Origin of the sequence: Klebsiella sp. 28, from assembly GCF_018223905.1 — a bacterium.
GTDB lineage: Bacteria > Pseudomonadota > Gammaproteobacteria > Enterobacterales > Enterobacteriaceae > Klebsiella > Klebsiella pneumoniae.
In genome coordinates this window covers 21710-48150 of sequence record NZ_JAGRQY010000039.1, presented here as the reverse complement: position 1 = coordinate 48150, position 26441 = coordinate 21710, and the positions used below count along the sequence as shown (strand labels likewise).

Annotated in this window: 28 protein-coding genes and 1 pseudogene; 17 read left to right on the top strand and 12 right to left on the bottom strand. The window is 59.5% G+C overall.

What is annotated here, in order from left to right:
- Positions 1–137: AAA family ATPase (locus KHQ28_RS07890; RefSeq protein WP_211777581.1), on the bottom strand; the 137-nt coding region annotated here is incomplete at its 3' end.
- 23 nt (positions 138–160) lie between these two features.
- Entirely contained in the window at positions 161–859 is a 699-nt protein-coding gene (minC, locus tag KHQ28_RS07885; RefSeq protein WP_002910899.1) for a septum site-determining protein MinC, read from the bottom strand.
- A 126-nt stretch (positions 860–985) separates the two neighbouring features.
- Between minC and KHQ28_RS07880 the strand changes: the two genes are divergently transcribed.
- From KHQ28_RS07880 to KHQ28_RS07870, 3 genes are all read left to right on the top strand, one after another.
- On the top strand, positions 986–1267 hold the full coding sequence (locus tag KHQ28_RS07880) for a YcgL domain-containing protein (RefSeq protein ID WP_002910898.1): 282 nt from the start codon (positions 986–988) through the stop codon (positions 1265–1267).
- Between the two features lie 16 nt (positions 1268–1283).
- The gene (locus tag KHQ28_RS07875) at positions 1284–1943 is read left to right on the top strand and encodes a fumarylacetoacetate hydrolase family protein (protein WP_032418805.1); all 660 of its coding nucleotides are present in this window, start codon (positions 1284–1286) and stop codon (positions 1941–1943) included.
- A 94-nt stretch (positions 1944–2037) separates the two neighbouring features.
- Positions 2038–2484: a YcgN family cysteine cluster protein gene (locus KHQ28_RS07870; protein WP_002910896.1), complete on the top strand. Its 447-nt coding sequence runs from the start codon at positions 2038–2040 to the stop codon at positions 2482–2484.
- Positions 2485–2490: 6 nt separating this feature from the next.
- Here the strand turns inward: KHQ28_RS07870 and KHQ28_RS07865 are convergent, their stop codons facing one another.
- The 3 genes from KHQ28_RS07865 to nhaB form a co-directional block, all read right to left on the bottom strand.
- Positions 2491–2835 carry a DUF1971 domain-containing protein gene (locus KHQ28_RS07865; RefSeq protein ID WP_032418806.1) on the bottom strand — a complete coding sequence of 115 codons (345 nt, stop codon included), beginning with the start codon at positions 2833–2835 and terminating at the stop codon, positions 2491–2493.
- A gap of 151 nt (positions 2836–2986) precedes the next feature.
- Positions 2987–3517, bottom strand: coding sequence for a disulfide bond formation protein DsbB (gene dsbB / locus KHQ28_RS07860; RefSeq protein WP_002910894.1), 531 nt, complete (start codon positions 3515–3517; stop codon positions 2987–2989).
- Between the two features lie 128 nt (positions 3518–3645).
- Entirely contained in the window at positions 3646–5196 is a 1551-nt protein-coding gene (gene nhaB / locus KHQ28_RS07855) for a sodium/proton antiporter NhaB (protein ID WP_004184648.1), read from the bottom strand.
- A 36-nt stretch (positions 5197–5232) separates the two neighbouring features.
- Here nhaB and KHQ28_RS29470 point away from each other — a divergent pair, with 36 nt between their 5' ends.
- Together KHQ28_RS29470 and fadR are read left to right on the top strand one after the other, a co-directional pair.
- Positions 5233–5364 carry a hypothetical protein gene (locus KHQ28_RS29470; protein ID WP_004163532.1) on the top strand — a complete coding sequence of 44 codons (132 nt, stop codon included), beginning with the start codon at positions 5233–5235 and terminating at the stop codon, positions 5362–5364.
- A gap of 80 nt (positions 5365–5444) precedes the next feature.
- On the top strand, positions 5445–6164 hold the full coding sequence (fadR, locus tag KHQ28_RS07850) for a fatty acid metabolism transcriptional regulator FadR (protein WP_002910890.1): 720 nt from the start codon (positions 5445–5447) through the stop codon (positions 6162–6164).
- A gap of 74 nt (positions 6165–6238) precedes the next feature.
- Here the strand turns inward: fadR and KHQ28_RS07845 are convergent, their stop codons facing one another.
- Positions 6239–7771 (bottom strand): SpoVR family protein, encoded by a 1533-nt coding sequence (locus KHQ28_RS07845; protein WP_002910889.1) that lies wholly within the window; start codon positions 7769–7771, stop codon positions 6239–6241.
- 76 nt (positions 7772–7847) lie between these two features.
- Between KHQ28_RS07845 and KHQ28_RS07840 the strand changes: the two genes are divergently transcribed.
- From KHQ28_RS07840 to dadX, 3 genes are all read left to right on the top strand, one after another.
- The gene (locus KHQ28_RS07840) at positions 7848–7994 is read left to right on the top strand and encodes a hypothetical protein (RefSeq protein ID WP_020324949.1); all 147 of its coding nucleotides are present in this window, start codon (positions 7848–7850) and stop codon (positions 7992–7994) included.
- Positions 7995–8092: 98 nt separating this feature from the next.
- Positions 8093–9391: a D-amino acid dehydrogenase gene (locus KHQ28_RS07835; RefSeq protein WP_004175465.1), complete on the top strand. Its 1299-nt coding sequence runs from the start codon at positions 8093–8095 to the stop codon at positions 9389–9391.
- A gap of 9 nt (positions 9392–9400) precedes the next feature.
- On the top strand, positions 9401–10471 hold the full coding sequence (dadX, locus tag KHQ28_RS07830; protein WP_211777580.1) for a catabolic alanine racemase DadX: 1071 nt from the start codon (positions 9401–9403) through the stop codon (positions 10469–10471).
- A gap of 16 nt (positions 10472–10487) precedes the next feature.
- On the opposite strand, the gene KHQ28_RS07825 is transcribed toward dadX, so the two are convergent.
- Together KHQ28_RS07825 and ldcA are read right to left on the bottom strand one after the other, a co-directional pair.
- On the bottom strand, positions 10488–12221 hold the full coding sequence (locus KHQ28_RS07825; protein ID WP_002910885.1) for a potassium/proton antiporter: 1734 nt from the start codon (positions 12219–12221) through the stop codon (positions 10488–10490).
- 92 nt (positions 12222–12313) lie between these two features.
- A complete protein-coding gene (gene ldcA, locus KHQ28_RS07820) occupies positions 12314–13165 on the bottom strand; it encodes a muramoyltetrapeptide carboxypeptidase (protein WP_211777579.1) in 852 nt (283 codons plus the stop codon).
- 175 nt (positions 13166–13340) lie between these two features.
- Here ldcA and emtA point away from each other — a divergent pair, with 175 nt between their 5' ends.
- On the top strand, positions 13341–13952 hold the full coding sequence (gene emtA / locus KHQ28_RS07815) for a membrane-bound lytic murein transglycosylase EmtA (protein WP_002910846.1): 612 nt from the start codon (positions 13341–13343) through the stop codon (positions 13950–13952).
- 41 nt (positions 13953–13993) lie between these two features.
- On the opposite strand, the gene KHQ28_RS07810 is transcribed toward emtA, so the two are convergent.
- Both KHQ28_RS07810 and KHQ28_RS07805 read right to left on the bottom strand, forming a co-directional pair.
- Positions 13994–16114, bottom strand: coding sequence for a TonB-dependent siderophore receptor (locus KHQ28_RS07810; protein WP_004175467.1), 2121 nt, complete (start codon positions 16112–16114; stop codon positions 13994–13996).
- Between the two features lie 254 nt (positions 16115–16368).
- A complete protein-coding gene (locus tag KHQ28_RS07805; protein WP_032418808.1) occupies positions 16369–18114 on the bottom strand; it encodes an alpha,alpha-trehalase in 1746 nt (581 codons plus the stop codon).
- Positions 18115–18298: 184 nt separating this feature from the next.
- Between KHQ28_RS07805 and KHQ28_RS07800 the strand changes: the two are divergent.
- From KHQ28_RS07800 to KHQ28_RS07770, 7 genes and pseudogenes are all read left to right on the top strand, one after another.
- Positions 18299–18427, top strand: a pseudogene (locus KHQ28_RS07800) (biopolymer transporter TonB); the annotation flags it as partial.
- A gap of 71 nt (positions 18428–18498) precedes the next feature.
- Complete coding sequence (locus KHQ28_RS07795) at positions 18499–19938, top strand: circularly permuted type 2 ATP-grasp protein (RefSeq protein WP_004180417.1); 1440 nt, start codon at positions 18499–18501, stop codon at positions 19936–19938.
- On the top strand, positions 19932–20861 hold the full coding sequence (locus KHQ28_RS07790) for an alpha-E domain-containing protein (RefSeq protein WP_032418809.1): 930 nt from the start codon (positions 19932–19934) through the stop codon (positions 20859–20861). Before KHQ28_RS07795 ends, KHQ28_RS07790 begins: the two co-directional genes overlap by 7 nt.
- Positions 20858–21673, top strand: coding sequence for a transglutaminase family protein (locus tag KHQ28_RS07785; protein ID WP_002910832.1), 816 nt, complete (start codon positions 20858–20860; stop codon positions 21671–21673). The genes KHQ28_RS07790 and KHQ28_RS07785 overlap by 4 nt, the downstream gene beginning before the upstream one ends.
- A gap of 16 nt (positions 21674–21689) precedes the next feature.
- On the top strand, positions 21690–22436 hold the full coding sequence (locus tag KHQ28_RS07780; protein ID WP_032418810.1) for a proteasome-type protease: 747 nt from the start codon (positions 21690–21692) through the stop codon (positions 22434–22436).
- Between the two features lie 438 nt (positions 22437–22874).
- Positions 22875–23861 carry a fatty acid desaturase gene (locus KHQ28_RS07775; protein ID WP_004211065.1) on the top strand — a complete coding sequence of 329 codons (987 nt, stop codon included), beginning with the start codon at positions 22875–22877 and terminating at the stop codon, positions 23859–23861.
- Positions 23854–24654, top strand: a complete 801-nt coding sequence (locus KHQ28_RS07770; RefSeq protein WP_032418811.1) for a phosphate/phosphite/phosphonate ABC transporter substrate-binding protein — start codon at positions 23854–23856, stop codon at positions 24652–24654. The genes KHQ28_RS07775 and KHQ28_RS07770 overlap by 8 nt, the downstream gene beginning before the upstream one ends.
- Before the next feature lie 37 nt (positions 24655–24691).
- Here the strand turns inward: KHQ28_RS07770 and KHQ28_RS07765 are convergent, their stop codons facing one another.
- Positions 24692–24814, bottom strand: a complete 123-nt coding sequence (locus tag KHQ28_RS07765) for a nitrilotriacetate monooxygenase (protein WP_004145488.1) — start codon at positions 24812–24814, stop codon at positions 24692–24694.
- A gap of 297 nt (positions 24815–25111) precedes the next feature.
- Positions 25112–25255 (bottom strand): hypothetical protein, encoded by a 144-nt coding sequence (locus KHQ28_RS07760; protein WP_004219597.1) that lies wholly within the window; start codon positions 25253–25255, stop codon positions 25112–25114.
- Between the two features lie 176 nt (positions 25256–25431).
- On the opposite strand from KHQ28_RS07760, the gene tdcA reads away from it, so the two are divergent.
- Positions 25432–26373, top strand: coding sequence for a transcriptional regulator TdcA (tdcA, locus tag KHQ28_RS07755; protein ID WP_002910764.1), 942 nt, complete (start codon positions 25432–25434; stop codon positions 26371–26373).
- Positions 26374–26441 lie beyond the last annotated feature (68 nt).

Genomic DNA, 26441 nt, shown 5'->3' with positions numbered 1-26441 from the left:
AGGTTACGCAGGCCGATGTCGAAGTCGATAACGACGGTTTTCTTTCCCTTCTGGGCCAAACCTGTAGCGATGGCCGCGCTGGAGGTGGTCTTGCCAACGCCCCCTTTACCCGAAGTCACAACAATAATGCGTGCCATAGAAATTCCTTGTTAAAAAGGGATTAATTTAACGGTTGAATTGCCAAAGCGCTTTCACCTAAACGCAGGCGCGCCGCTTTGCCATAAAATTCGGCCGGGATGTTATCGCTCAGCCAATATTCCCCGGCGATGGAGACCAGCTCCGCCGCAAGGTGGGTACAAAATATCTGGGCGTCTCTGTCGCCACCGGCGCCTGCCAGCGCGCGTCCTCGCATCATGCCATATACATGGATATTTCCGTCAGCGATAAGTTCCGCACCGGCACTCACATGATTTGTAACAATAAGATCACAGTGTGGCGCATAAATGCGCTGACCGGAACGTACCGGCTGATCAATCAAACGCGTTTTTGTGATCTGACTAGCAACTGGCGGCGGCGGGGTGGGTTCGGACGGTGCCGGACGAGAGGCTTTTTCTTTCCCTTCGGTTAATAACGGGATGCCGGCGCGGTCGATTTCGGTTTTCAGGCGCGGAATTTTGCATCCGCTAACGCCCATAATACGTAAACCGGTCGCGGCGATAGCCTCGTTGATGGCGCGCCATTCCACCTCCTCCTCGATGCTGGCGATATTCACCACCACCGGAGCATGACGTAAAAAAGCGGGAGCCTGGGCGATTTTGTCTTCTAACGCCTGACGAATAACCTCGGGATTTGCATCGTGCAAATGAACGACAGATAACGTGAAGCTACTGCCTTTAAGTTCGATTGGCGTATTTGACATCCTGGCCTTACTCAATTTGCTGTTTATCAACCGCCGAAGTGCGGTGATATTCCGAAGACTAAAAGGCATGTTATAGTCACTCATATATTGAGGCAAGTGACCACGGGTCTAATTCCGAGTAAAACTATGTTTTGTGTGATCTATCGAAGTACTAAACGTGAACAAACCTATTTATACGTCGAAAAAAAGGACGATTTCTCGCGCGTTCCTGACGAGCTAATGCGCAGCTTTGGCACGCCGCAAATGGCGATGCTGCTGCCGCTGGATGGGCGCAAAAAACTGGTTAACGCCGATCTGGAAAAAGTGAAACAGGCGTTAAGCGAACAGGGCTATTACCTGCAACTGCCTCCGCCGTCTGAAAATCTACTAAAGAAACACCTGGCGGAACAGGGGAAACAATCCGATTAACCCACGAGGGAAAATAATGTACCAACATCATAACTGGCAGGGTGCGCTTCTGGATTATCCAGTAAGCAAAGTAGTGTGCGTCGGCAGTAATTATGCGAAACACATCAAGGAAATGGGCAGTGCGACGCCGGAAGAGCCGGTGCTGTTTATTAAACCTGAGACTGCGCTGTGCGATCTTCGTCAGCCGTTGGTGCTCCCTGAGGGGCTGGGCTCGGTGCATCACGAAGTCGAGCTGGCGGTGCTTATCGGCAGCACGCTGCGTCAGGCGACGGAAGAGCATGTGCTGAAAGGGATTACCGGCTATGGCGTCGCGCTGGATCTCACGCTGCGCGACCTGCAGGCGAAAATGAAAAAAGCGGGACAACCCTGGGAGAAGGCCAAAGGCTTCGATAACGCCTGTCCGATCTCCGGCTTTATCCCGGCCGCTGAGTTCCACGGCGACCCGCAGAATACGTCGTTAAGCCTGAAGATTAATGGCGAAGTGCGCCAGCAGGGCACCACTGCCGACATGATCCATAAGATTGTGCCGCTGATCGCCTATATGTCGCGCTTCTTTACCCTCAAAGCCGGGGATGTGATCCTCACCGGCACCCCGGAAGGCGTGGGGCCGCTGCACAGCGGTGACGAGCTGGAGGTCGGCTTTAACGGCCTGGCGCTCACTACCCGCGTGCTGTAAGCGCTATTTGCCGCCTTTTGGGGCGGCAAAACTTGCATCGGCGTGCCAGACTGGTTATAAGGTGCACCCTTAACTGGCAACGACGGACACTCCGATGAGCGAACAACCTTTCTGGCAACAAAAAACACTGGATGACATGAGCGACGCGGAGTGGGAATCGCTGTGTGACGGCTGCGGCCAGTGCTGCCTGCACAAGCTGATGGATGAAGACACTGACGAGATCTACTTCACCAACGTCGCCTGTCGTCAGCTCAATATCAAAACCTGCCAGTGTCGTAACTACGCGCGTCGCTTTGAGTATGAGCCGGACTGCATCAAGCTTACCCGCGAAAATCTGCCGACCTTCGAATGGCTGCCGCCGACCTGTGCCTATCGCCTGCTGGCGGAAGGCAAGCCTCTGCCGGCCTGGCACCCGCTGCTGACTGGCTCAAAAGCGGCGATGCACGGCGAACGCATCTCCGTTCGCCATATTGCAGTGCCTGAGTCCACGGTGGTCGACTGGCAGGACCATATCCTTAATCTGCCTGACAGGGCGCGCTAAGCGCCGTCACGCTTTCTTCGCGTGGAACAGCCCGTTTTCACCGTCGGTTTCTTCTGCCACCCAGAAGTGAATATTGAAGCGGGCGTCGTCACTGAGTTCGACGCGGTGCCAGTACTGCGGCGGACTGGTAGCAAACTGCCCGGCATGAATCACAACTTTTTTCTCCGGCTCCGTCGCCTGTTCATTGGCAAAACCGTAATAGGTCACCGTTCCCTCCATGACGCACAGCTGGCCGAAGACGCCAGCCGCGGTGTTATGGTGGCTCAGCAGGGCGGCAGGGACATTCTCTTTGGTAAAGAATGAGGTGGAGCGTTTAACTTTCCAGTCTGCGGGGATCAGTAAAGATGACATGTGAGCTCCTGTGGGGTTTTAAAAGATGTATTTAATATGCGACTTTTGGTGGCTGTGGTCAATCATAGACATGAAACGATTCAGCTATGCGCAGGAGGCATAAAAAAAACGCCCCGCAGGGCGTTTCATTGTGGGCTGTACTTGCCGCGGCTTAACGACCAAACAGATCGCGTTTTTTCGCTTTGAAAGGCTGAGCAACGATCACCAGAATAGCGACCAGCAGATAGGCGGCGAAAATCCCCACCAGCCATTGCGGCATCTCCAGCGACAGGAACTGCCACTGACGTACTGAACAGTCTCCGGACGCAACGAAAACCTGCGGCAGCCATTTATCCAGCGGCAGCCAGGTTGGGAAGCGGGCGGCGAAATCGCAGGTCTGGAACGGTGAAGGGTGCAGCTGGATCATCGTATGCTCCCACGCCAGCTGTAGTCCGCGTATCGCGCTGTACAACCAGATTGCCATGGCGACATAGCGCAGCGGCGTTTTGGGGGCGATAGCGCCCACCAGTCCCGCGCCCATGATGCCGAACAGCGCGCAGCGTTCGTAAATACACATGACACACGGCTGCAGCAGCATCACGTGCTGGAACCACAGCGCGACAAGTTCGAGAATAAAAGCGGTCAACGCCATCAGGAGCCAGGCACCGCGTCCTCTTGAGCACTGGTTTAAATATTGCAACATAATCATTTCCCTGGAAGATGCTAAATCATGGCAGTGTAAACGAAAACCGAACCGACGCCAGAGGCGCGGCGGAAAATATTCCGTAACGGGTTATTGATGCGCCCGGGCGAACCCGGGCAAAAACTGACTCAGGGCAGGCTGGGCGTCACCAGCCAGCCGTGCGCCAGCAGCCAGTCGGTGACTGGCATCAGGGTGAACTCGACGCATAACAGGCCGACCAGCGTCAGTACGATGGTGTAGGGCAGCGCCATCCACACCATACGGCCATAGGAGAGCCTAATAAGCGGCGCCAGGGCGGAAGTCAGCAGGAAGAGAAACGCCGCCTGGCCGTTCGGAGTGGCCACCGAGGGCAGGTTGGTGCCGGTGTTGATCGCTACCGCCAGCATCTCAAACTGGGGCAGGCTGATGGCGCCATGTTCGAGCGCCGCTTTCGCTTCGTTGATGTAGACCGTGCCGACAAACACGTTATCCGAAATGGACGACAGCAGGCCGTTGAACAGATAAAACAGCGACAGCTGCGCGTGCGGCGAGGCCTGCAGGACAAACTCGATGACCGGCGTGAACAGCTGCTGATCGATGATAACCGCGACGATGGAGAAGAAGACCGTCAGCAGCGCGGTAAAGGGCAGCGCCTCGGTGAACGCCTTGCCAATGGCGTGCTCATCGGTAACGCCGGTAAAGGTGGTGGCGAGGATGATCACCGACAGGCCAATCAGGCCGACCTCAGCCAGGTGAAAAGCCAGGGCCACGATCAGCCAAACGCCAATGAGCGCCTGGGCAATCAGCCGCAGTCGCTCCTGACGACTGCGCTGGGCGCGGCTGCGATCGTCAAACTCCTGCAGCACCTTGCGCACCGTCGGCGGTAGCGGTTCGCCGTAGCCAAACAGGCGATACTTTTCGACCAGCAGACAGGTTAACAGACCGCAGACCATCACCGGCAGGGTCACGGGCGCCATGCGAAGAAAGAACTCGCCAAAATGCCAGCCCGCGGCTTTGGCGATAATCAGGTTTTGCGGCTCGCCGACCATGGTCATGACGCCGCCGAGCGCGGTCCCGACGCCGGCGTGCATCATCAGGCTGCGCAGAAAGCCGCGGAACTGCTCCAGCACCTCGCGGTAGTGCTGCTCGATATGGCTGTCATCGAGCAGGTCGCTATCGTCCGGGCGCGCCGAGGCGACGCGGTGATAGATGCCGTAGAACCCGACGGCGACGCTGATCACTACCGCCACCACCGTCAGCGCATCGAGAAAGGCCGAGAGGAAGGCTGCCGCCAGGCAGAAGGCCAGCGATAGCAGCATTTTGCTGCGGATCCCCAGCAGCAGGCGCGTAAACACGAACAGCAAAAGCTGTTTCATAAAGTAGATACCCGCCACCATGAACATCAGCAGGAGCAGCACCTCCAGATTGCCGGCGATCTCGTCCCGGACGTGCGCCGGGCTGGTCATGCCGATCAGCAGCGCCTCGATAGCCAGCAGACCACCCGGCAGCAGCGGATAGCACTTCAGCGCCATGGCGAGGGTAAAGATAAACTCAACCACCAGCAGCCAGCCGGCGACAAACGGCGCCACGGCGAACACCAGCGGATTTACGATTAAGAAAATGATTAATGCCAGCTTGTACCAGTCCGGCGACTGGCCAAGAAAATTGCGCCACAGCGCGCGGCCATAAGAAATTTCCACGACAGAATCCTTCCCCGTCAATGAGTGCATGGTTTTGTGCATAACGATTGGCAAGAGTACCAGTTGAGCAAAATGAGAAGCAACTTTCTTCGCGCCGCGCTGGCGGTTTGTGAAGATAAGGAAAAGCGCAAAGTAAAAGCGGAAAATGAAACGGCGATCCCTTTTTAATTCACTTGCCATGCTATCTGCGCTATAGCGGCTCTGGTATGATGAGTGCAATTGTAACGCTGTGTAATGGAAATCTTACTATGGTCATTAAGGCGCAGAGCCCTGCGGGTTTCGCGGAAGAGTACATCATTGAGAGTATCTGGAATAACCGCTTCCCTCCCGGATCGATTCTCCCCGCTGAACGCGAGCTTTCTGAGCTGATCGGTGTCACCCGCACAACCCTGCGCGAAGTATTGCAGCGTCTGGCCCGTGACGGCTGGCTGACCATTCAGCATGGTAAGCCCACTAAAGTGAATAACTTTTGGGAAACCTCCGGCCTGAATATCCTCGAAACGCTGGCGCGCCTCGATCACGACAGCGTACCGCAGCTGATTGATAATCTGCTCTCCGTGCGCACCAACATTTCCACGATTTTTATCCGCACCGCGTTTCGCCAGCATCCGGATAAAGCGCTGGCGGTCCTGGACAGCGCCCGGGAGGTGGAGGATCACGCCGACGCCTTCGCCGAGCTTGATTATAATATTTTCCGTGGTCTGGCGTTCGCCTCCGGCAACCCGATCTACGGTCTGATCCTCAACGGCATGAAGGGGTTGTATACCCGCATCGGCCGCCACTATTTCTCCAGCCCGGAAGCGCGCAGCCTGGCGCTCGGTTTCTATCATCAGCTGGCGAAAGTGTGTGAGGCTGGCCTGCATGACCAGGTTTACGAGCTGGTTCGTCGCTACGGCCATGACAGCGGCGAGATCTGGCACCGGATGCAGAAATCGCTGCCCGGTGATTTAGCCATGAATATGCGTTAAGCGGGCTTTTCGCGATCGATATACAGAACAAGGGGGCCAATGGCCCCCTTTGTTATTTTACTCGCCCCGCAATGCTATAGCGCGTTCGGCCGCGCCGGGCAGCGGTCCAACAGCTCAATGCTGCCGTCGGCGTTCTGCTGCTCCAGCAGCACATCGAACCCCCACAGACGATGCACATGCTTCAGCACTTCGCGCCGGCCTTTGTCCAGCGGGACGCGGTTGTGCGGCACATAGCGCAAGGTCAGCGATCGGTCGCCGCGCAGGTCAACGTTCCACACCTGGATGTTCGGCTCAAGATTGCTGAGGTTATACTGCGCGGAGAGCTTATTGCGGATCTCGCGATAACCCTCTTCGTTGTGAATCGCCGAGATCTCCAGATAATTGTTGTGATCGTCGTCGAGCACGGTAAAGAAGCGGAAATCGCGCATGATCTTCGGCGACAGGAACTGACTGATAAAGCTTTCATCCTTAAAGTCGCGCATGGCGAAATGCAGCGTTTCCAGCCAGTCAGAACCGGCGATATCGGGGAACCAGTACTTATCCTCTTCCGTGGGCGACTGACAGATGCGCTTGATGTCCTGGAACATGGCGAAGCCCAGCGCGTAGGGGTTAATCCCGCTGTACCACGGACTGTTGTACGGCGGCTGGAACACCACGTTGGTATGGCTGTGGAGAAACTCCAGCATAAAGCGCTCAGTCACTTTCCCTTCATCGTAGAGATGGTTGAGGATGGTGTAGTGCCAGAAGGTGGCCCACCCCTCGTTCATCACCTGGGTCTGTTTCTGCGGGTAGAAATACTGGCTGACTTTACGCACGATGCGCAGGATCTCGCGCTGCCACGGTTCGAGCAGCGGGGCGTTCTTCTCCATAAAGTACAGCAGGTTCTCCTGCGGTTCGGAGGGGTAGCGACGAGCGGATTCAATCGCTTTTTCTTCCTCGCGCTTCGGCAGGGTGCGCCACAGCATATTCACCTGGCTTTGCAGATACTCTTCCCGGCTTTTCTGCCGCGCTTTCTCCTCCTGCAGAGAGATTTTTTGCGGACGTTTATAGCGGTCGACGCCGTAGTTCATCAGCGCGTGGCAGGAGTCGAGCAGTTTCTCTACTTCGTCGACGCCATAGCGCTCTTCGCACTCGGTAATGTACTTACGGGCAAAGATCAGATAGTCGATGATCGAGCTGGCGTCGGTCCAGCTGCGAAACAGATAGTTATTTTTAAAAAACGAGTTATGCCCGTAGCAGGCATGGGCCATCACCAGCGCCTGCATGGTGATGGTGTTTTCCTCCATCAGGTAGGCGATACAGGGGTTGGAGTTGATGACTATCTCATACGCCAGACCCTGCTGACCGTGCTTATAGGCCTGCTCGGTCTCAATAAATTTTTTGCCAAACGACCAGTGCGGATAGTTGATGGGCATGCCGACGCTGGAGTAGGCGTCCATCATCTGCTCGGAAGTAATGACTTCGATCTGGTGCGGGTAGGTGTCAAGACGATAGAGCTTGGCGACCCGGTCCACTTCGGCCAGGTAGGTTTCCAGTAACTCGAACGTCCAGTCGGGTCCATCGCTTAAACGGGTGGTGTCCCTGTTCATGGAGTCAATCGTAGCCATTAGCGCGCCCTCGTTGTTGTTGGTTTTCTCTGAACGGAAAACCTCTAAACAAGCATAGAACACGGTGCAGCAAACTGTGCTGTACGCCAATCGCTTTTCTTCGCGATTTCCCCATCTCAAAGCCGTTTTTTTGCCTTGTTTGCAGAATTTAATGCTGGGTAAAAATAAAGCGCAGCATGAGATCGTAAATCTCACAGCGCAGGTCTGGTGCGGTTTGCTGTGAGTTAAGTCACCATAAATAAAGCGTATGTTGAATAATATTTTCAACTGAGTTATCAATTTGTAATTAGATGATTGTTCTTTAACTGTTACGGAGTCGCTATGCGTGTCGTCATACTGGGAAGTGGGGTGGTTGGGGTAGCCAGCGCGTGGTATTTGAGTCAGGCGGGTCATGACGTGACGGTCATCGACCGTCAGCCCGGTCCGGCAGAGGAGACCAGCGCGGCCAACGCCGGGCAGATTTCTCCCGGCTATGCGGCGCCCTGGGCGGCGCCGGGGGTGCCGCTGAAGGCGATCAAATGGATGTTTCAGCGCCATGCGCCGCTGGCGATCGGTCTTGACGGCACCTCGTTCCAGTTGAAGTGGATGTGGCAGATGCTGCGCAACTGCGACACCCGCCACTATATGGAGAACAAAGGCCGTATGGTGCGCCTGGCGGAGTACAGCCGCGACTGCCTGAAGGCGCTGCGCGACACCACCGGCATTCAGTATGAAGGGCGCCAGGGCGGGACGCTGCAGCTGTTCCGTACCGCCAAACAGTATGAAAATGCCACCCGCGACATCGCGGTGCTGGAGGACGCCGGCGTGCCGTATCAGCTGCTGGAAGCGAAGCGGTTGGCGGAGGTGGAGCCGGCGCTGGCGGAGGTCAGCCACAAACTGACCGGCGGCCTGCGTCTGCCAAATGATGAAACCGGCGACTGCCAGCTGTTTACCACCCGTTTGGCGGCGATGGCGGAGCAGGCCGGCGTGACCTTCCGCTTCAACACCGCAGTGGATGCGCTGCTGCACGAGGGCGATCGCATTGCCGGGGTGAAATGCGGCGATGAGATTATCAAGGGCGACGCCTATGTGATGGCCTTCGGCTCCTACTCGACGGCGATGCTTAAAGGGCTGGTGGATATACCGGTCTACCCGCTGAAAGGCTACTCATTGACTATTCCGATCGCTCAGGAGGACGGCGCGCCGGTTTCAACTATCCTTGATGAGACTTACAAAATCGCCATCACCCGCTTCGATCAGCGCATTCGGGTCGGCGGCATGGCGGAGATCGTCGGTTTTAACAAAGCGCTGCTGCAGCCGCGTCGCGAAACCCTGGAGATGGTGGTGCGCGATCTGTTCCCGCGCGGCGGCCACGTGGAGCAGGCGACGTTCTGGACGGGCCTGCGGCCGATGACGCCGGACGGCACGCCGGTGGTCGGCCGCACAGCGTATAAAAATCTGTGGCTCAACACCGGCCACGGCACGCTTGGCTGGACCATGGCCTGCGGCTCCGGGCAGCTTATCAGCGATCTGATCTCCGGCCGCACGCCGGCGATCCCTTACGACGATCTGGCGGTTGCCCGCTACAGCCCCGGTTTTACCCCGGCGCGCCCGCAGCACCTGCACGGCGCACACAACTAAGGAGCTTGCATGACCCGTCCGGTAGTGGCCAGCATCGACCTGCTGGCCTTGCGGCAGAATTTACAGATAGTGCGTCGCGCGGCCCCCGGGTCGCGCCTGTGGGCGGTGGTCAAGGCCAACGCCTACGGCCACGGCGTGGCGCGCGTATGGAGTGCGTTAAGCGCGGCGGATGGTTTCGCCTTGCTCAACCTGGAAGAGGCGATCCTGCTGCGCGAGCAGGGCTGGAAAGGCCCGATCCTGCTGCTGGAGGGCTTCTTCCATGCCGATGAGCTGGCGGTGCTGGATCAATATCGTTTAACCACCAGCGTCCACAGCAACTGGCAGATTAAGGCCCTGCAACAGGCGAAGCTGCGCGCGCCGCTGGATATCTATCTCAAGGTGAACAGCGGCATGAACCGGCTGGGCTTTATGCCTGAGCGGGTCCACACCGTCTGGCAGCAGCTGCGGGCGATAAGCAACGTCGGCGAGATGACGCTGATGTCGCACTTCGCGGAGGCGGAGAACCCGCAGGGAATTGTCGAGCCGATGCGCCGTATCGAACAGGCGGCGGAGGGGCTGGATTGCCCGCGCTCGCTGGCCAACTCGGCGGCGACCCTCTGGCATCCGGAAGCGCATTTTGACTGGGTTCGTCCAGGCATCGTGCTGTATGGCGCGTCGCCTTCCGGGCAGTGGCAGGACATCGCCAACACCGGGCTGAAGCCGGTCATGACGCTGCGCAGCGAAATCATCGGCGTGCAGAACCTGCGCCCCGGCGAGGCGATTGGCTATGGCGGCCTGTACCGCACCACCCAGGAGCAGCGGATCGGCATCGTCGCCTGCGGCTATGCCGATGGCTATCCGCGGGTGGCGCCGAGCGGCACGCCGGTGCTGGTGGATGGCGTACGCACCACTACCGTTGGACGCGTATCGATGGATATGCTGGCGGTCGATTTAACGCCTTGTCCGCTGGCCGGGATCGGCGCGCCGGTCGAGCTGTGGGGCAAAGAGATTAAAATCGACGACGTGGCGGCCAGCAGCGGCACCGTCGGCTATGAGCTGATGTGCGCCCTGGCGCCGCGGGTGCCAGTTGTGACCCTGTAACCTATTCCGGGGCGGATCACTCCGCCTCGTCTTCCGCGACCCGCACCCCAACCTTCAGCACGTGATCGTTCTCTTTTTCAGCTACCGTCCACACCATCCCGGCGAACTCCACCTGGTCGCCCACCACCGGCGCGGCGCCCAGCAGCTGCTGCACCACTTCCCCGAGCGACTGCTGATGCTCGCGGAACTCCTCACCGCCGTCGAGACCGTAGATTTGCGCCACATCGGCGAAGCGGGCCTCAGCATCAAGAATGAAGTCGCCGAAAAAGCGCTGATCGAGCGCCACCGGCGGCGACTGGCTGAACATTTTGCCGAGCGCCGGCAGGTCGTGCTCCCGACCAATAACGCACAGGATATCGCCTTCCCGCAGGCGGGTGCTGCCGGTGGGGTGCAGCAGGACATTGTTGCGAAACAGCGCGGCAATCCGCGTCTCCGGTGGCATGTGCAAGTCGCGCAGCGCCGCGCCGATGCACCACTTATCGGCCCCCAGCTGGTAGACAAACTGCTCCCACGGGTTTTCCGGGTGAATATCCAGCCCGACGCGGGAGATGGGCCAGCTGATGGGCGGCACCACCACTTTGGCTTTTTTCGCCGCCCACGACAGCGAAGTGCCCTGCAGCAGCAACGACACCAGCACCACGAAGAAGGCGACATTGAAGAACAGGCGGGCGTTGTCCAGGCCGGCCATCATCGGGAACACCGCGAGAATAATGGGTACCGCGCCGCGCAGGCCAACCCAGCTGATAAACACCCGTTCGCGCAGGTTAAAGCCGCGAAACGGCAGCAGGCCGGCAAAAACCGACAGGGGCCGGGCAATGAATATCATCCACATCGACAGCAGCAGCGCCGGGATGGCGATCGGCAGCAGGTCGGAGGGCGTCACCAGCAGGCCCAGCACCAGGAACATGGCGATCTGCGCCAGCCACGCCAGGCCGTCGAAGTTCTGCAGGATGCCGTGCCGGTTGCGGATCGGCCGGTTGCCCAGCAGAAAGCCGCAGAGATAGACGGCGAGGATACCGCTGCCGTCGAGGGAGGTGGTGACGGCAAAAATCATGATCCCGCCGCTCAGCGCCAGCAGCGGATAGAGGCCGGCGGGCAGCACGATGCGGTTAATCATCTGCAGCAGCAGGTAGCCGCCGCCGAGGCCGATGGCGATCCCGAGGCCGAACTGCTGAATGATATGCACGGCGAACATCCAGCTGAGGCCGGTTTGGTGCTGCTGGATCATTTCGATCAGGGTGATGGTCAGGAAGACCGCCATCGGGTCGTTACTGCCTGACTCTATCTCCAGCGTCGAGCCGACGCGCTCGTTGAGCCCCTTGCCGCCGAGCAGCGAGAAGACCGCCGCGGCGTCGGTGGAGCCGACAATGGCGCCGATCAGCAGGCCTTCGATCAGATCCAGCTTGAACAACCAGGCCGCCATCATCCCGGTCAGCGCCGAGGTGATCAGCACCCCAACCGTCGCCAGCGACAGCGCGGGCCACAGCGCGACGCGAAAGGAGCTGGCCTGGGTGCGCATCCCGCCGTCCAGCAGGATCACCGCCAGCGCCAGGTTACTCACCATATAGGCGAAGGGGTAATTGTCGAAGGGGATGCCGCCGATGCCGTCAATGCCTGCCAGCATCCCGATGGCCAGAAAGATGACCAGAATCGGGATGCCAAGGCGCGAAGAAAAGGAGCTCAATAAGATACTGCAGGTTACTAAAACAGAACCCAGAATAAACAGACTAATGACCGCAGCGGCGTCCAATGTTCACGTACTCCCTGACTGGCGTGAAAAAATGGCTAAAAGTGACACTATTTTAACAATTCGCAGGGGATCCGCCTATGCGTTCGGGAAATTTATTCTGCCAGCACCGGATGGCCGCCGATCGTCAGGGTGGTGGCCGCCGCCTGATTCACCAGGCGCGCGCGGGCGCCCAGCGGCAGGGTCACCGTGCGCTGCTCGTGGCCAAAATCCAGTCCGCTAATCAGCGGCAGGGGGAGCTGCTGGCGCAGATAATCAAAGACCTGCGGCAAATCGTATCCCGCGTCATAGTCGTTCGGCGCGCTGCCGGTGAAGCTGCCGAAGATCACCGCTTTCTGCGCCGCCAGCACGCCGCTGTGCAACAGCTGAAGCAGCATGCGCTCGACGCGGAACGGGTGCTCGTTGATATCCTCCACCACCAGGATGCCGTCGCGGACCGCCGGTAGCCACGGCGTGCCGATAAGCGAGGTCAGCATCGCCAGATTTCCCCCCCACAGGGTGCCTTCCACCCGGCAGTTCGGCCCTTCGCCCGGCCATTCGAGGGTGAATTCCGGCTGGCGTAGCGCCTGCCAGAAATGGTGCTCGGTAAACGGGTCGAGGGTCTCCGCGCCGAAGTTGCCGGCGAGCATTGGCCCGCTGAAGGTGATGACGTTGCCCATGGCCAGCAGGCCCGACTGGATAGCGGTGAAATCGCTGTGGCCGCAAATCAGCAGCGGGTCGCGCTGCTGGCGGGCAACCAGTCCCTGCCAGTCGATATGCGGCAGCAGGCGACTGGCGCCGTAGCCGCCGCGCACGGCGAGGACGATCCGGTTGCGGCCGGGCAACTGGGCCAGCTGGTTAATATCGGCCAGCCGTTCATGTTCAGTCCCAGCGAAACGCTGCTGCCGGCGGGGAATGACCTGCTGGTGGGNNTACCCGGATGGCGCGACCAGATAAAACTGAGACATGATAATTCCTTGCTATGAATGAAAGGGTTATGATGCCGCCTGGAATGGCGATTGTCATCTCCAGGTGGCTAACTTCAGTCCGCACCCGTCATCCTTCAGGTTGTCGGCAGGCGGGAGACGTACCGCGGCCGTCGTTCTGTAGCATGATGGCGTTTGGGTAGATAAGGATAGATGTGTGAAATTGAGATGGTTGCTTATTTTAGTCGTTTTTCTGGCCGGTTGTAGTTCGAAACATGATTACACCAATCCGCCGTGGAACCCTGAGGTCCCGGTGAAGCGGGCGATGCAGTGGATGCCGATCAGTGAAAAAGCCGGCGCCGCCTGGGGCGTGGATCCGCAGCTGATCACGGCGATCATCGCCATCGAGTCGGGCGGTAATCCTGCGGTGGTGAGTAAATCCGGCGCCGTCGGGCTGATGCAGCTCAAGCCGTCGACCTCCGGACGCGATGTCTATCGGCGGATGGGGTGGCGCGGCGAGCCGTCGGTCAGTGAGCTGAAAAACCCGGAACGTAATATCTCGATGGGGGCCGCCTATCTGAGCATTCTGGAGAACGGTCCGCTGGCGGGGATCAAAGACCCGCAGGTGATGCGCTATGCGGTGGTGGTCTCCTATGCCAACGGCGCTGGCGCGCTGCTGCGTACCTTCTCCTCGAACCGCCAGGACGCCATCGAGGAGATTAACGATCTCGACGCCGATGAGTTCTTCGAGCATGTGGTGAAAAAACACCCGGCACCGCAGGCGCCGCGCTATATCTGGAAACTACAGAAAGCGCTGGACGCCATGTAATCCCTCGTTTGGCCTCCGGTAGTCTCCCGGAGGCCACGTCCTCAGAAATCGTAGCCCACGGTGGCTATAACGCTGCGCTCTGCTCCCCAGTAACAATTGCCGGTGCCATAGCAGCCGGAAATATACTCGCGGTCGCCGATATTGTTGGCGTTAACCTGCACATATGCGCCTTTCAGCGTTGGCGACCAGACGCCGAGGTCGGCCCGCATCATGGCGTCCATCAGCGTGACCGACGGCAGCCGCGCGGTGTTGGCATCATCCGCCCACTGTTTACCGATGTAGCGGACGCCGGCGCCAACGGAGATCCCCGCCGGGAACTGATAGCGCGCCCAGAAGGAGGCCATCTGATCCGGGGTCAGCTGCGGCGTGTTATTGTCGGTCCCGTCTTTAGTGTCTTGGAAACGCAGACGATTCCAGGTATACGAGGCGATAGTACTCAGCTGCGGGGTGATCTGGTGGTGCGCTTCCAGCTCAACGCCCTGGGAATGGACCTTACCCGCCGGAATATAGGTGGCGGTGGCGATGTTCGGGTCGCGAGTGGCGACATCCTTTTGCGTCAGGTCGTAAATCGCGATGCTATAGAGATCGCTGCTGCCCGGCGGCTGGAACTTCAGGCCGGCTTCAACCTGTTCGGCGGTGGTCGGTTTCAACGGTTTGCCGTCCGCGCCCGGCAGCATCGCCGGAGTGATCGCCTGGCTGTAGCTCAGGTAGGGCGACAGACCGTTGTCCAGGGCGTACAACAGCGAGGCGCGGCCGCTGATATGGTCGTCTGAACGGCGGTTTGAGGTCCCCTGGGTATCGCTGACCTGCTGGGAAACGATGCGGTCGTAGCGGGCGGAAACATCCACATGCCAGCGGTTCCAGACCATCTCATCCTGCAGATACAGCCCGGTCTGGTAATAGCGGCGATTATTGTCGTCGCTGTAGGTAACGGTATGTCCGGTCTGCGCGGTATAGCCGCTAAACGGGTTAAGGGGCGCCGCGCCGCCGGCGCCGGTCCACAGGTCGTTACGGAAGCGATGATATTCGGCGCCGAGGATCAGGGTGTGCGCCAGGTCGCCTGTATTGAAATCGGCGCGCAGGCGGTTATCGGTTGACCAGCCGTCCAGCGAACCGCGCGAACCGCTGTAGCCGCGGGCCAGCATGTCGCTGTCATCTATCCAGCCGACCTGGTAGACCTGATCGAGGGAGACGTTGGTATGGGTGTAGCTCCCGGCGGAATAGACCGACCAGACGTCGGTGAACTGGTGGTCAAACTCATAGCTGTAGATCTGCTGGCGGCGTTGATAGCCATCTCCCGGATCGCCTTCGTTGGTGCTGGGGGAGAGCTTACGGCCATTGTGCGCGTAGCGGGTGCCGTCCAGCGGCAAAGAGCCGTGGTAGCCGCCGGAAGGATCTTTTTGCAGATAGGCGCGCAGCAGCAGCGAGGTGTCGCTGTCCGGCTGCCACAGCAGGGAAGGCGAAATCGCGTAGCGCTCTTCGCGGGTATGGTCATACTGCGTGTCGCTGCTGCGGGTCATCCCGATCAGCCGCCATGCCCACTGGTCATTGATGGCGTCGGTGTAATCGAAGGCCGCGCCTTTGGTATTTTGCGTGCCGCCGGTCAGGCGGATGTGGCCCTGCTGACTGAACTGCGGACGTTTGGAAGTCAGGTTGACCACGCCGCCCGGCACGCTCTGCCCGTAGAGCGCGGAGGAGGGGCCGCGGATCACATCCACGCGTTCGATAAACCACGGGTCGATTTGCAGTACGTTATGGCTGCCGCCGTCGCTCATCAGGCGCATGCCGTCGAGGAACAGGTTATCGACGTCGCCGCCGTGGTAGCCGCGCAGGGAGATGGCGTCGAACCGGGTGGCGCCGCCGCCGAAGCTGGAGTAGACCCCCGGGGTATATTCCAGCGCCTGGCTGATGGTATTCGCCCCCTGATCCGCCATCTGCTGGCGGGTGACCACCGACACCGACTGGGCGGTAGTGATTAACGGCTGGTCGGTTTTCGTCGCCCCGAGCGAGGTGCTGGCGCTGTAGCCCTCCGTCGGCGCGCTGGCGGACGCCGGCGGGGTGGCAGTGACCACCACCGTCTCTTCGGCTTGCGCGGTGAAGGGGAGTGTGACCGCAAGGGCATACAGCAGCCCCGGGCGTTTTCGAGAAATAGCCACGTTCATAAGATCATCCTGAACCAACGCGGTCTGGTACTCCTGTACGCCGCCGCGTGAAAAACGAATCTGTCATTATTCGTTAAAAAGTAATGCGAATTATTATTGTTTGTATTTGTGCGATCAAGCGAAAAGGTGACCTGTTCAACGCGAGGGGGTGGGGATGTGTTTCCCGCGAGCCGCAGAATGGGTCTACGCGGGACGGTAGTGACCAGGGAGACCGCTCCCCCCCCCTACCGATTTTGGTAGGGGGCGGCGAAGCGTCAGGAGCCGGTCTTTTGCGGTTCCGCAGGGGCGGGGTCGTTAGCCGCGGGCGCCGCAACAGGTTTGTCCTGCGGTGAAGGGGTTGTCGCCGGACGGGTAGCGGGCAGCGCATCGCAGGATTTCTCCTGCGGGCAGATCAGATCCAGCATCTTCAGGGTGACGCCGTTGGTCCAGCCAAAGCCGTCCTGCAGCGGATATTCCCCGCCGCCGCCGCCGGTGCCGGTCGAGCTCACGTCATACTTCTCCACCAGCTTTTGCTTACTGTCATAGGTATGCTGCACGTTGGTCAGGAAGCGCCAGGTGACCTCCATGGCGATCTTCTGCTGACCATAGTTTTGCAGCCCCTCGACCGCCACCCACTGCAGCGGCGCCCAGCCGTTGGGGGCGTCCCACTGCTGGCCGCTGTTGACGGTGGTGGTGGTCAGCCCGCCGGGTTTAAGCAGGCGCGACTCGGCGGCGGCGGCCACTTTCGTCGCCCGCTCGCGTGACGCGGCATTGACGTACAGCGGGAACAGCGCCGCCGCGGTCAGCTGATTGCGCACCTTGTGGGTTTTCAGATCGTAGTCGGCGTACCATCCCTCTTTATCATTCCACAGGTATTTCTCGATGGCCTGCTGGCGGGCGTTAGCCAGCGCATCGTACTGCGTAGCGCCAGCGCTGTCCCCGGATGCCTTGCTGGCGCGGGCGAGGGTTTTCTCCAGATGGAACATCAGGGCATTGAGATCGACCGGGACAATCGAGGTGGTGCGAATGGTGGCGAGCTGCTGCGGATTGTCCATCCAGCGGGAGCTGAAATCCCAGCCGGAGGCGGCGGCGGAGCGCAGGTCGCGATAGATCTCGGTTGCCGGACGATTCGGGTTGCTTTTGGCGGTTTTGACGTCGTCAAGCCAGGACTCGGGACGCGGGGTGTCGCTATCGTCCCAGTAGCGGTTGAGCAGCGCGCCGTCCGCCATCCGCACCGCCCGTTTGTCGGCGCTGCCGGGAGCCAGCGCGTCCGCTCCGGCCATCCAGTAGCGATACTCTTTCTCCAGCTGCGGCTGGTAGGTTTTCAGCACCTGGTCGCCATCATGCGTCGCCAGCAGGCTCACCATAAAGGAGAAGAAGGGGGGCTGCGAACGGCTGAGATAATAGGTGCGGTTGCCGTTGGGGATATGGCCCCAGGCGTCAATTTCCGCGGCGAAGTTGGCGACCATATCCTCGACTTTATCCCAGTGACCGCTTTCGGCAAGACCCAGCATCGTGAAATAGCTGTCCCAGTAATAGACTTCGCGGAAACGTCCTCCGGGCACCACGTAGGGCTTAGGCAGCGGCAGCAGCGAGTCCCATTTTTCCACCTCGACGGTGCTGCGGGTCAGGACCGGCCACAGGCCATCGATATGTTGACGCAGAGTTTGCCCTTTGGGCGGCACATAGGTGTCGTTCTCTTTCGGCAGCGTGAAGTTCAGTTCGACGAAGTGGCGCAGGTCGAAGCTGGCCTGGTTTTTTTGCATCCGGTAATCGGCAAGGATCATCAGCGGATCGCTGTTAGGGATAGCGTCGGCGAAGGTTTTCTGATCGGCAAACAGCTTCGCGCTCTGGACATCATTGAACAGCGGGCCCAGCAGAATATCCGGCGAGGGGGGCGGCGCGGTTTTGCCGTCTTCCGCCTGAGCGTTCAGGCTCATCAGGGCGATCAGAGCGCCGCCGATCGCCAGGCGCAGGGAACAGGGCAAAGCAGCGGGACGACGTGCATCAGTACTCGTCATGGGGAGTTCTCCTTATCATTATCGACTGCGGGCCACGACGTTTGGCCATCCAAAAACCTTAGACGAATATCTGCCGCTGCGCGTGTCAGGGGTAACATTTTGCGCGAAAACAGAGGATTTACCTGCCAGGTCTCCTGAGACCGCCGCGGGCTGGGCCGCCTGGCTGAGGGCGCTGGCGTCCACGATGGCGCAAAAAACGTCGCCCTGCCTCACGACGGTGCAGCCGCCGCCGGGCGCGGGCGGCTGTTTTGGCGATTTTTTGCACAACCAGACGGCGGGGCTGAACCGATTTGCACAACGCCGCGGCGGCAGAGGACCTGGCATAATTAATGCTTATCTCTTAGCGGGATTACCACAAAGTGAGTACAACCGGAGGGGATAGCCATGATTAAAATTACGCTACCTGACGGGCATTATTATGACGAGATGCTGACCGCGCAGGGTGAACAGCGGCCGCACTATAATGCCTGGTGGCAATGGTTTCGCAACACCGATCAATTCTCTATCCGGCAGAAAAAAGCGCAAGCGGAACTGCTTTTTCACCGTATCGGCATCACCTTTAACGTGTACGGCGAGGATGAGGGGACCGAGCGGCTGATCCCGTTTGATAGCGTGCCGCGGATCATACCTGCCGGGGAGTGGCAGCGCATTGACCGCGGCATACGCCAGCGGGTGAAAGCGCTGAACGCCTTCCTCTATGACATCTATCATGAGCAGAATATCCTGCGCGCGGGGCTGATCCCGGCCGAGCAGGTGCTGGCCAACGAGCAGTATCAGCCGTGCATGCAGGGCATCAACCTGCCAAACAACACCTATGCCCATATCACCGGCGTCGATATGGTGCGCAATAACGACGGTCAGTACTACGTGCTGGAGGATAATCTGCGCACGCCGTCCGGCGTCTCCTACATGCTCGAAAACCGTAAGATGATGATGCGCCTCTATCCGGAGATGTTCGAGCAGCATCACATTGCGCCGGTGGAGCGCTACCCGAGCTACCTCCTGCAGACCCTGCGCGAAAGCTCGCTGGTGGATGATCCCTGCGTCGTGGTGATGACCCCGGGTCGCTTCAACAGCGCCTACTTCGAGCACAGCTTCCTGGCGCAGCAGATGGGGGTCGAGCTGGTGGAGAGCGCCGATCTGTTTATTAAAAACGGCGCGGTGTATATGCGCACCACCGAGGGGCCGCGGCGGGTGGATGTGATTTATCGCCGCATCGACGACGCCTGGCTCGACCCGCTGGCCTTCCGCGCCGATTCGATGCTCGGCGTCCCGGGGCTGCTGTCCGTCTATCGCGCCGGCGGCGTAGTGCTGGCCAACGCCATCGGCACCGGGGTGGCTGACGACAAATCGATCTATCCGTACGTCCCGGAGATGATCCGCTTTTACCTCGGCGAACAGCCGATCCTCAGCAATATCCCCACCTGGCAGTGTCGGAAAGCGGAGGACCTGCGCTACGTGCTGAGCAATCTCGAGCTGATGGTGGTCAAGGAGGTCCATGGCGCCGGGGGCTACGGCATGCTGGTCGGCCCGCGTTCGACTAAAGAGGAGCGGGAGGCCTTCCGCCAGCGCCTGCTGGCCAATCCGGCCAACTATATCGCCCAGGACACCCTCGCGCTGTCGACCTGCCCCACCTTCGTTGATGAAGGGCTGTCGCCGCGACATATCGATTTACGCCCCTACGTGCTGTCCGGGCAGGAGATGCGGCTGGTGCCCGGCGGCCTGACCCGCGTGGCCCTCACCGAAGGGTCGCTGGTGGTCAACTCGTCGCAGGGCGGCGGAACCAAGGATACCTGGGTGATGGAGGATGACGCATCATGCTAAGTCGTACGGCGAGTGAACTGTTCTGGATGGCCCGCTATCTCGAGCGGGCGGAGAGCTACGCCCGGGTGCTGGACGTGACCTGGAAATTATCAATGATCCCCCGCCACAGCCAGCAGTCGCGGGATCTGGCTCTGCCGCTGAATTTGTCGATGACCCACGAGTTGTTTCAGGCGCGCCATGCCCGCTTTACCATGAGCAATCTGCTCAACTTTTTTGCCCTTGATGGCAACAACCCCTGCAGTATTTACAGCTGCGTGGAGATGGCGTGGAACAACGCGCACGCGGTGCGCGGCAGTCTGTCGGCCGAAGTGTGGGAGAGCATCAATGCCACCCGCATTGAACTGCGGACCCTCCGCCAGCAGGGGCTGGGCGAGCTGGGGAGCGACGGCTTTTTTGAGTGGGTGAAAGAGCGGGTGCATCTGTTTCGCGGGGCAGTGATCGGCACGCTGCTGCGCAACGACGCCCTGAGTTTTATCGGTATCGGCACCCTGATTGAGCGCGCCTTCGCCACCACCCAGCTGCTGCTGATTAAGGATCAACAGCTGACCAACGACCCGGATCCGGTGCGGGAATACTACCGGCTGGATACCCTGCTCAATGCGGTCAGCGCCCGCGAAGCCTACAACAGCCTCTACCGCCAGCCGGTCAGTCGCGAAACGGTGATGGAGCTGCTGATCCTGCGGAACGATATTCCGCGTTCGCTGCGCGCCAGCATTGCCGACCTGGTGGGCGAGCTGGAGAAGATCGCTAACGACCGCTCCTATCAACCGCTGCGCCTCGCCCATCAGCTTAACGTTGATCTGCGCTTCAGCACCCGTGACGACCTGGCGCAGGCGGACCTGCAGACCACCATTAACGGGCTGCTGGCGAGAATTAACGCGCTGTCCGACAGCATCAGACAAACCTACCTGGAGGCCTTATGAAACTGGTCATCGATCATCTCACCCGCTATGGCTACGATGAAGAAGTGAAGTTTTCCACCCAGTATCTGCGCCTGACGCCGCGCAGTACCGCCCGGCAGACGATCACCGCCTGGACGCTGACCCTGCCGGACGGCGCGGCGGTGACCACTACCGACGGCTGGGGCAATGTGCTACATGTGCTGACGCTGGATAACCCGCACAAGGAGATCACCATCCGCGCCAGCGGGATTGTCGATATCGCCGACGAAGGGGAGGAGACGCGTGATGAAGAGGCCGAGCTGCTGTCGCCGCTGGTTTTTCTGCGCTGTACGCCGCTAACCCGCGCCGATACGGCGATCCGTGAGTTTGCCCAGCGCCTCTATCGTCCCGATGCGGCGGAAGAGAGTCTGAATCAACTGATGGCGGATCTGCTGTTAAGAATGCCATACTCCCCCGGCGCGACCCAGGTGCAGGACTCCGCCGCCGACGCCTTCGCCCGCGCGAAGGGGGTGTGCCAGGATCATACCCATGTTTTTCTCGCCTGCTGCCGCGCGCTGGAGATCCCGGCGCGCTACGTCAGCGGCTATGTCTACAGCGATAACGCCCAGCATGTGGCGATGCATGCCTGGGCGGAAGTCTGGCTCGACGGCCGCTGGCTGTCGTTTGATATCACCAATAATACCCGTCGCCTGAATCAGCATTTACGGCTGGCGACCGGGCTGGATTATCTCGATGCCTGCCCGGTACGGGGCACCCGGCTGGGCGGCGGCGGGGAGATTATGTTAACTAACGCTGAAGTGCGCGAACACAGCCAGCAGGCGCAGCAGCAATAATACGGGAATAACCGCAATGACCTACTGTGTGGCCATGTGCCTGGCGGATGGACTGGTGTTTGCTTCCGACTCCCGCACCAATGCGGGCGTCGACCATATTGCCACTTTTAAAAAGCTGCACGTTTTCCATCAGGAGGGGGAACGGGTGCTGGTGCTGCAATCCGCCGGCAATCTGGCCACCACCCAGAGCGTGATAAGCCTGCTCAGCGCGCGCATCCGTACCCAGCAGGAGCCGAATCTGATGCAGGTCACTTCCCTCTACGACGCCGCGATGCTGATCGGTAAAACGCTGCTGGAGGTGATCCAGCGCGACAGCAGCAACCAGCAGACCTGCAGTAACACCAACTTCAACTGCAACCTGCTGCTTGGCGGCCAGATCGCCGGCGAAACCCATCGTCTGTTCCATATTTATCCGGAGGGCAACTTTATTGAAGCCACCCGCGACACGCCTTATTTCCAGATTGGCGAAAGCAAATACGGCAAACCGATCATCGATCGGGTGCTGACCATCGACACGCCGCTGGAGCAGGCGAAGTGCTGCGCGTTGATCTCCATTGACTCGACGCTGCGCAGTAACCTGTCCGTCGGCCTGCCGCTGGATACGCTGCTCTACCGCAGCGGCAGCTTCAGCAGTGCCGGGCAGCATCGCATCACCGACAGCGATCCCTACTTCAACCGCATTCGCAAGGCGTGGTCCGAAGGGCTGTTGCACACCTTCCAGACTCTGCCGACCTGGACGCCAGCGGAGCGGGAAGAGGAGTAGCCTCTGTGACGCTCCGCCGATATCGTCGGCAAGAAGGCGGGTAAGGCGCTGGAGTCCTTAAGTATCCTCGACCTGGCGGTAAAATTTCAGCAACAGCGGTAAATAAATTAACGACAGGCCGCACGGATCGTAGGCCGGGCAAGGCGTCGCCGCCGCCCGGCACAAAAGCGGCGCCGCTGTTCTTGTCCGGCGGCGCTGCGCCTGCACCGGCCTGGATGGCCCGGGGAGGGGTTATCCCGTAGGCCCGGCAAGCGCAGCGCCGCCGGGCGATGGACCGGTTTAAACACCGCCAACCTGTTGCGCCATGGACGGTATTCTCTTTGTCCTGCTGAACACAAACGCGCTTTTTGGCAAAGCTAAGTCAATTAAATACTTTGTTATTTAACGTGTTATCTCACATCTTCGGTGGGAATGAGGCAACACGGCAAGGTATCGGAAGTGACGGAAAAGAAGACGGCTGTCTATGTGGATGACCAACAGCGCATCCTGATCCGCCAGCTGGCGCGCGGCTGGCTGTGGCGCAGCGAGCTGCCGACCTGGCTGCTGATTGTGACGGTTTACGGCGGCTGGTTTGCCTGCGTGGCGGGCTGGCGGACGCTGGGACTGTTTCCGGCCACGCTGCTGTTGATCTGGTTTACCGCCTGGTATATGTCCTTACAGCATGAGCTGATCCATGGGCATCCCACCCGGCTGGCATGGTTTAACCAGCTGTTGGGGACGCTGCCGCTGGCGGTCTGGTATCCCTATGGCGTCTACCGCGACAGCCACCTGGCGCACCATCGCAACCATCTGCTGACGCACCCTGAGGATGACCCCGAATCGTACTACGTAACGGCGGAAAGCTGGCAGCGCTTCTCAGCCTGGCAGCGCCGCCTTATCCACCTGCGCAACACCTTCTGGGGGCGTCTGCTGCTGGCGCCGATGATGGATATTATTCACACCCTGAACAGCGCGCTGCGGGCTTTCCGCGAGGGCGACCGCCGCGCTATCGCCATGTGGAGTCTGCATCTGTTGCTGCTGACGGGCCTGCTGACCTGGATGGCGGCGCAGGGTTTTTCTCCGCTGTGGTTTGTGCTGGCGGTGAGCTACCCGGCGCTGGCCCTGACCAAAGTACGCTCTTTTCTCGAACACCGCGCCGCGGATGACCCGCTGGCCCGCTCGGTGATCAACGAGGCCGGGCTCCCCTGGCGGGCGCTGTTCCTCAATCTCAACTACCATGCGGTGCATCATGATCTGCCAGGGGTCCCCTGGTACGCTTTACGTCAACTGTATCTGCATCGCCAGGCGGCGTATCTGCAGCGTAATCAGGGGTTCCTGGTGCGCGGGTACGGCGAGTGGCGACGCCATTTTAGCCGCCGGGCGGTGGCGGTGAACGCCCATCCGGGCTTTGGCGAGCAGGCGCAGGCGGGAGGAGAACATGGCTGAACGCATGACCTTTCCGATGTATGCCATCCACCGTCAACAGACCCAGGCCCTGTGGCAGGCGGTGCAGTCGCTGTTGGCCGAACGCGGCGTGATGGTGGCGGGGGACCCTCCGGCGGCTGACCCCGGGGATCTGCTGGCTCACTGGCGCCAGCCGACGCTGTTGCTGAGCCAGACCTGTGGCTACCCGCTGGTGACCCAATTGCCGGAGGTGCAGACGGTGGGCTGCTTCCACTACGCTGCGCCCGGTTGCGAAGGGCGCCGCTATCGCAGCCTGCTGGTGGTCCGCGAAGCGGATAGCCACCGGATGCTGGGGGACTTTTTGGGCCGTCGGGCGGTGTGCAATGCCGAGCACTCGCAGTCCGGCTACAACGTACTGCGTAAAATGGTCGCGCCGCTCTCCCGGGAGGGGCGTTTTTTTTCAGCGGTGATGTTCAGCGGCAGCCATCGGCAGTCGCTGCGCGAACTGCAGCAGGAAAACGCCGATATCGCCGCCATCGACTGCGTGACCTACGCGCTGCTGCAGCGCTATCAGCCGCAGGCTCTGGCTGGCCTGATGGCGATCGGCTGGAGCCCGGCCGCGCCAGGGCTGCCGCTGATCACCGCCGGCGTCACCCCAGCGGCAACGCTGAATAGCCTGCGCGAGGCGCTCCAGCAGCTGGTAAGCGATGATCGCTATCGTTCCCTGTGCGACGCCTTGCTGATCTGCGGCTATAGCGATATGTCGCGGGAGGCCTATGCGCCGCTGCTGGCGTGGCGGGATGAGGCCGCGGCGCTGGGGGTCAGCCAGCTATAGGCGAAATACCCGGGCCAGCGATCTGCGCCGGGGCGGGCTATAGCGGCTGGTCCCACGGCTGGGCGCTGAGATCCATTCGCAGATAGGAAGAGAGCAGGTCGACAGCCAGCTGGTCGCTCATCAGCTGCTCGTTAAGCTGCTGGCGCAGCCGCGGGATCATCTCTTCACGATAGGCCGGGTCGTTGTTTTATGGATTTGTGATCGGCAACACAAATGACTCTCCAATGGCCGTCGTAAAAGATAAATTACCAGGGTTGATTTTAATCAAAGTATGACCAACTGCGCTATGGCGGAAAAAAGATCGCTGCCTATCGCGACCCAAAAGAAAAATTGTGAATTTAATGTTTCTTTGGTGTAAATAATGACCGTGCATTTTCCCCAACCGCCGGGGATAAAATGTGATGCCCGACCGGCTTGTCGTTAAATAATGGCGTTTATTACGTCTGCTTTTTATTCTTTACAGCATTAATTTAATTTTCGGCTTTCTTCTCACCCTGATAGCGCGGGTCGAATAACGTACAAAAGGCGTATTTTTTATCGCCATTTCGCCGTCGATGTTATCGCCATCAATTATTTTTATCCCCGCATTCGGCCACGGCAAAAGGCGCGCAAATAGCGGTCATGATGCTTTTAATATATTGATTTTACTTTACTTATTCTGGCTCGTGGATCCTGCTTATCCGCCGCGGCGGAGCCTTTGTGAGAGCTCTCACATAACCCGGCAATTGCGATTTGTTACACTTTCCGCCGTCAACAAAGGAATGAAAGTGAGACGCGATGAATACTTTTTCTCTGCCTAAAACACAGCATCTGGTAGTTTTCCAGGAAGTGATCCGCAGCGGGTCAATCGGGGCCGGAGCAAAAGCGTTAGGACTCACTCAGCCGGCGGTCAGTAAAATTATTGGCGACATGGAGAGTTATTTTGGCAGCGAATTAATCGTCCGGCGAAATACCGGCGTCTCGCTCACCGAGGCCGGGCAGGTATTTCTCAACTGGTCAGAAGCGATCACCCGTGAAATGAAAAATATGGTCAATGAAATGAATGCTCTGACCAACAGCGCGGTGGTGGATGTCTCCTTTGGTTTCCCTTCGCTGGTCGGGTTTACCTTTATGTCGGAGATGGTGCATCAGTTTAAAATGACTTTCCCCAAGGCGCGGGTCTCGATGTATGAGGCGCAGCTCTCCGCCTTTTTGCCGGCAATCCGCGACGGGCGCCTCGACTTCGCCATCGGGACGCTGAGCGATGAGATGAAACTGCAGGACCTGCACGTCGAGCCGCTGTTTGAGTCTGAGTTTGTGCTGGTGGCGAACCGGGCGCGGATCGGCAACGGCACCGTCCGCCTGGCCTCGCTCCAGCACGAGCAGTGGGTGCTGCCGGAGACCAATATGGGCTACTACAGCGAACTACTGACCACCCTGCAGCGCAGCGGTATCCGCCGTGAAAATATCGTTAATACCGATTCGGTGGTGACGATCTATAACCTGGTGCTCAATGCCGATTTTCTGACGGTGATCCCCTGCGACATGACCACGCCGTTTGGCTCGAGCCAGTTTGTCACCATCCCCATTAAAGAGGCCTTGCCGGTGGCGCGCTATGCGGCGGTATGGTCGAAAAATTACCGGTTAAAAACCGCCGCGGCGTCGCTGGTGGAGATGGCGAAACACTATTCCTCGGGGCAGGGCAACCGCCACTGGCAGCCATTACAAATTATTGCGTAACTGAAAGTCGTTAAATAATCCAACACATGTCCTCGCTGTTATCAGCAGGATGACGCCCGGTCATTGAC

Coding starts and splice junctions, on each gene's coding strand:
- minC (WP_002910899.1), bottom strand. CDS start 859: ATGTCAAATACGCCAATCGAACTTAAAGGCAGTAGCTTCACGTTATCT.
- KHQ28_RS07880 (WP_002910898.1), top strand. CDS start 986: ATGTTTTGTGTGATCTATCGAAGTACTAAACGTGAACAAACCTATTTA.
- KHQ28_RS07875 (WP_032418805.1), top strand. CDS start 1,284: ATGTACCAACATCATAACTGGCAGGGTGCGCTTCTGGATTATCCAGTA.
- KHQ28_RS07870 (WP_002910896.1), top strand. CDS start 2,038: ATGAGCGAACAACCTTTCTGGCAACAAAAAACACTGGATGACATGAGC.
- KHQ28_RS07865 (WP_032418806.1), bottom strand. CDS start 2,835: ATGTCATCTTTACTGATCCCCGCAGACTGGAAAGTTAAACGCTCCACC.
- dsbB (WP_002910894.1), bottom strand. CDS start 3,517: ATGTTGCAATATTTAAACCAGTGCTCAAGAGGACGCGGTGCCTGGCTC.
- fadR (WP_002910890.1), top strand. CDS start 5,445: ATGGTCATTAAGGCGCAGAGCCCTGCGGGTTTCGCGGAAGAGTACATC.
- KHQ28_RS07845 (WP_002910889.1), bottom strand. CDS start 7,771: ATGGCTACGATTGACTCCATGAACAGGGACACCACCCGTTTAAGCGAT.
- KHQ28_RS07835 (WP_004175465.1), top strand. CDS start 8,093: ATGCGTGTCGTCATACTGGGAAGTGGGGTGGTTGGGGTAGCCAGCGCG.
- dadX (WP_211777580.1), top strand. CDS start 9,401: ATGACCCGTCCGGTAGTGGCCAGCATCGACCTGCTGGCCTTGCGGCAG.
- KHQ28_RS07810 (WP_004175467.1), bottom strand. CDS start 16,114: ATGAACGTGGCTATTTCTCGAAAACGCCCGGGGCTGCTGTATGCCCTT.
- KHQ28_RS07805 (WP_032418808.1), bottom strand. CDS start 18,114: ATGACGAGTACTGATGCACGTCGTCCCGCTGCTTTGCCCTGTTCCCTG.
- KHQ28_RS07795 (WP_004180417.1), top strand. CDS start 18,499: ATGATTAAAATTACGCTACCTGACGGGCATTATTATGACGAGATGCTG.
- KHQ28_RS07790 (WP_032418809.1), top strand. CDS start 19,932: ATGCTAAGTCGTACGGCGAGTGAACTGTTCTGGATGGCCCGCTATCTC.
- KHQ28_RS07785 (WP_002910832.1), top strand. CDS start 20,858: ATGAAACTGGTCATCGATCATCTCACCCGCTATGGCTACGATGAAGAA.
- KHQ28_RS07780 (WP_032418810.1), top strand. CDS start 21,690: ATGACCTACTGTGTGGCCATGTGCCTGGCGGATGGACTGGTGTTTGCT.
- KHQ28_RS07770 (WP_032418811.1), top strand. CDS start 23,854: ATGGCTGAACGCATGACCTTTCCGATGTATGCCATCCACCGTCAACAG.
- KHQ28_RS07765 (WP_004145488.1), bottom strand. CDS start 24,814: ATGATCCCGCGGCTGCGCCAGCAGCTTAACGAGCAGCTGATGAGCGAC.
- tdcA (WP_002910764.1), top strand. CDS start 25,432: ATGAATACTTTTTCTCTGCCTAAAACACAGCATCTGGTAGTTTTCCAG.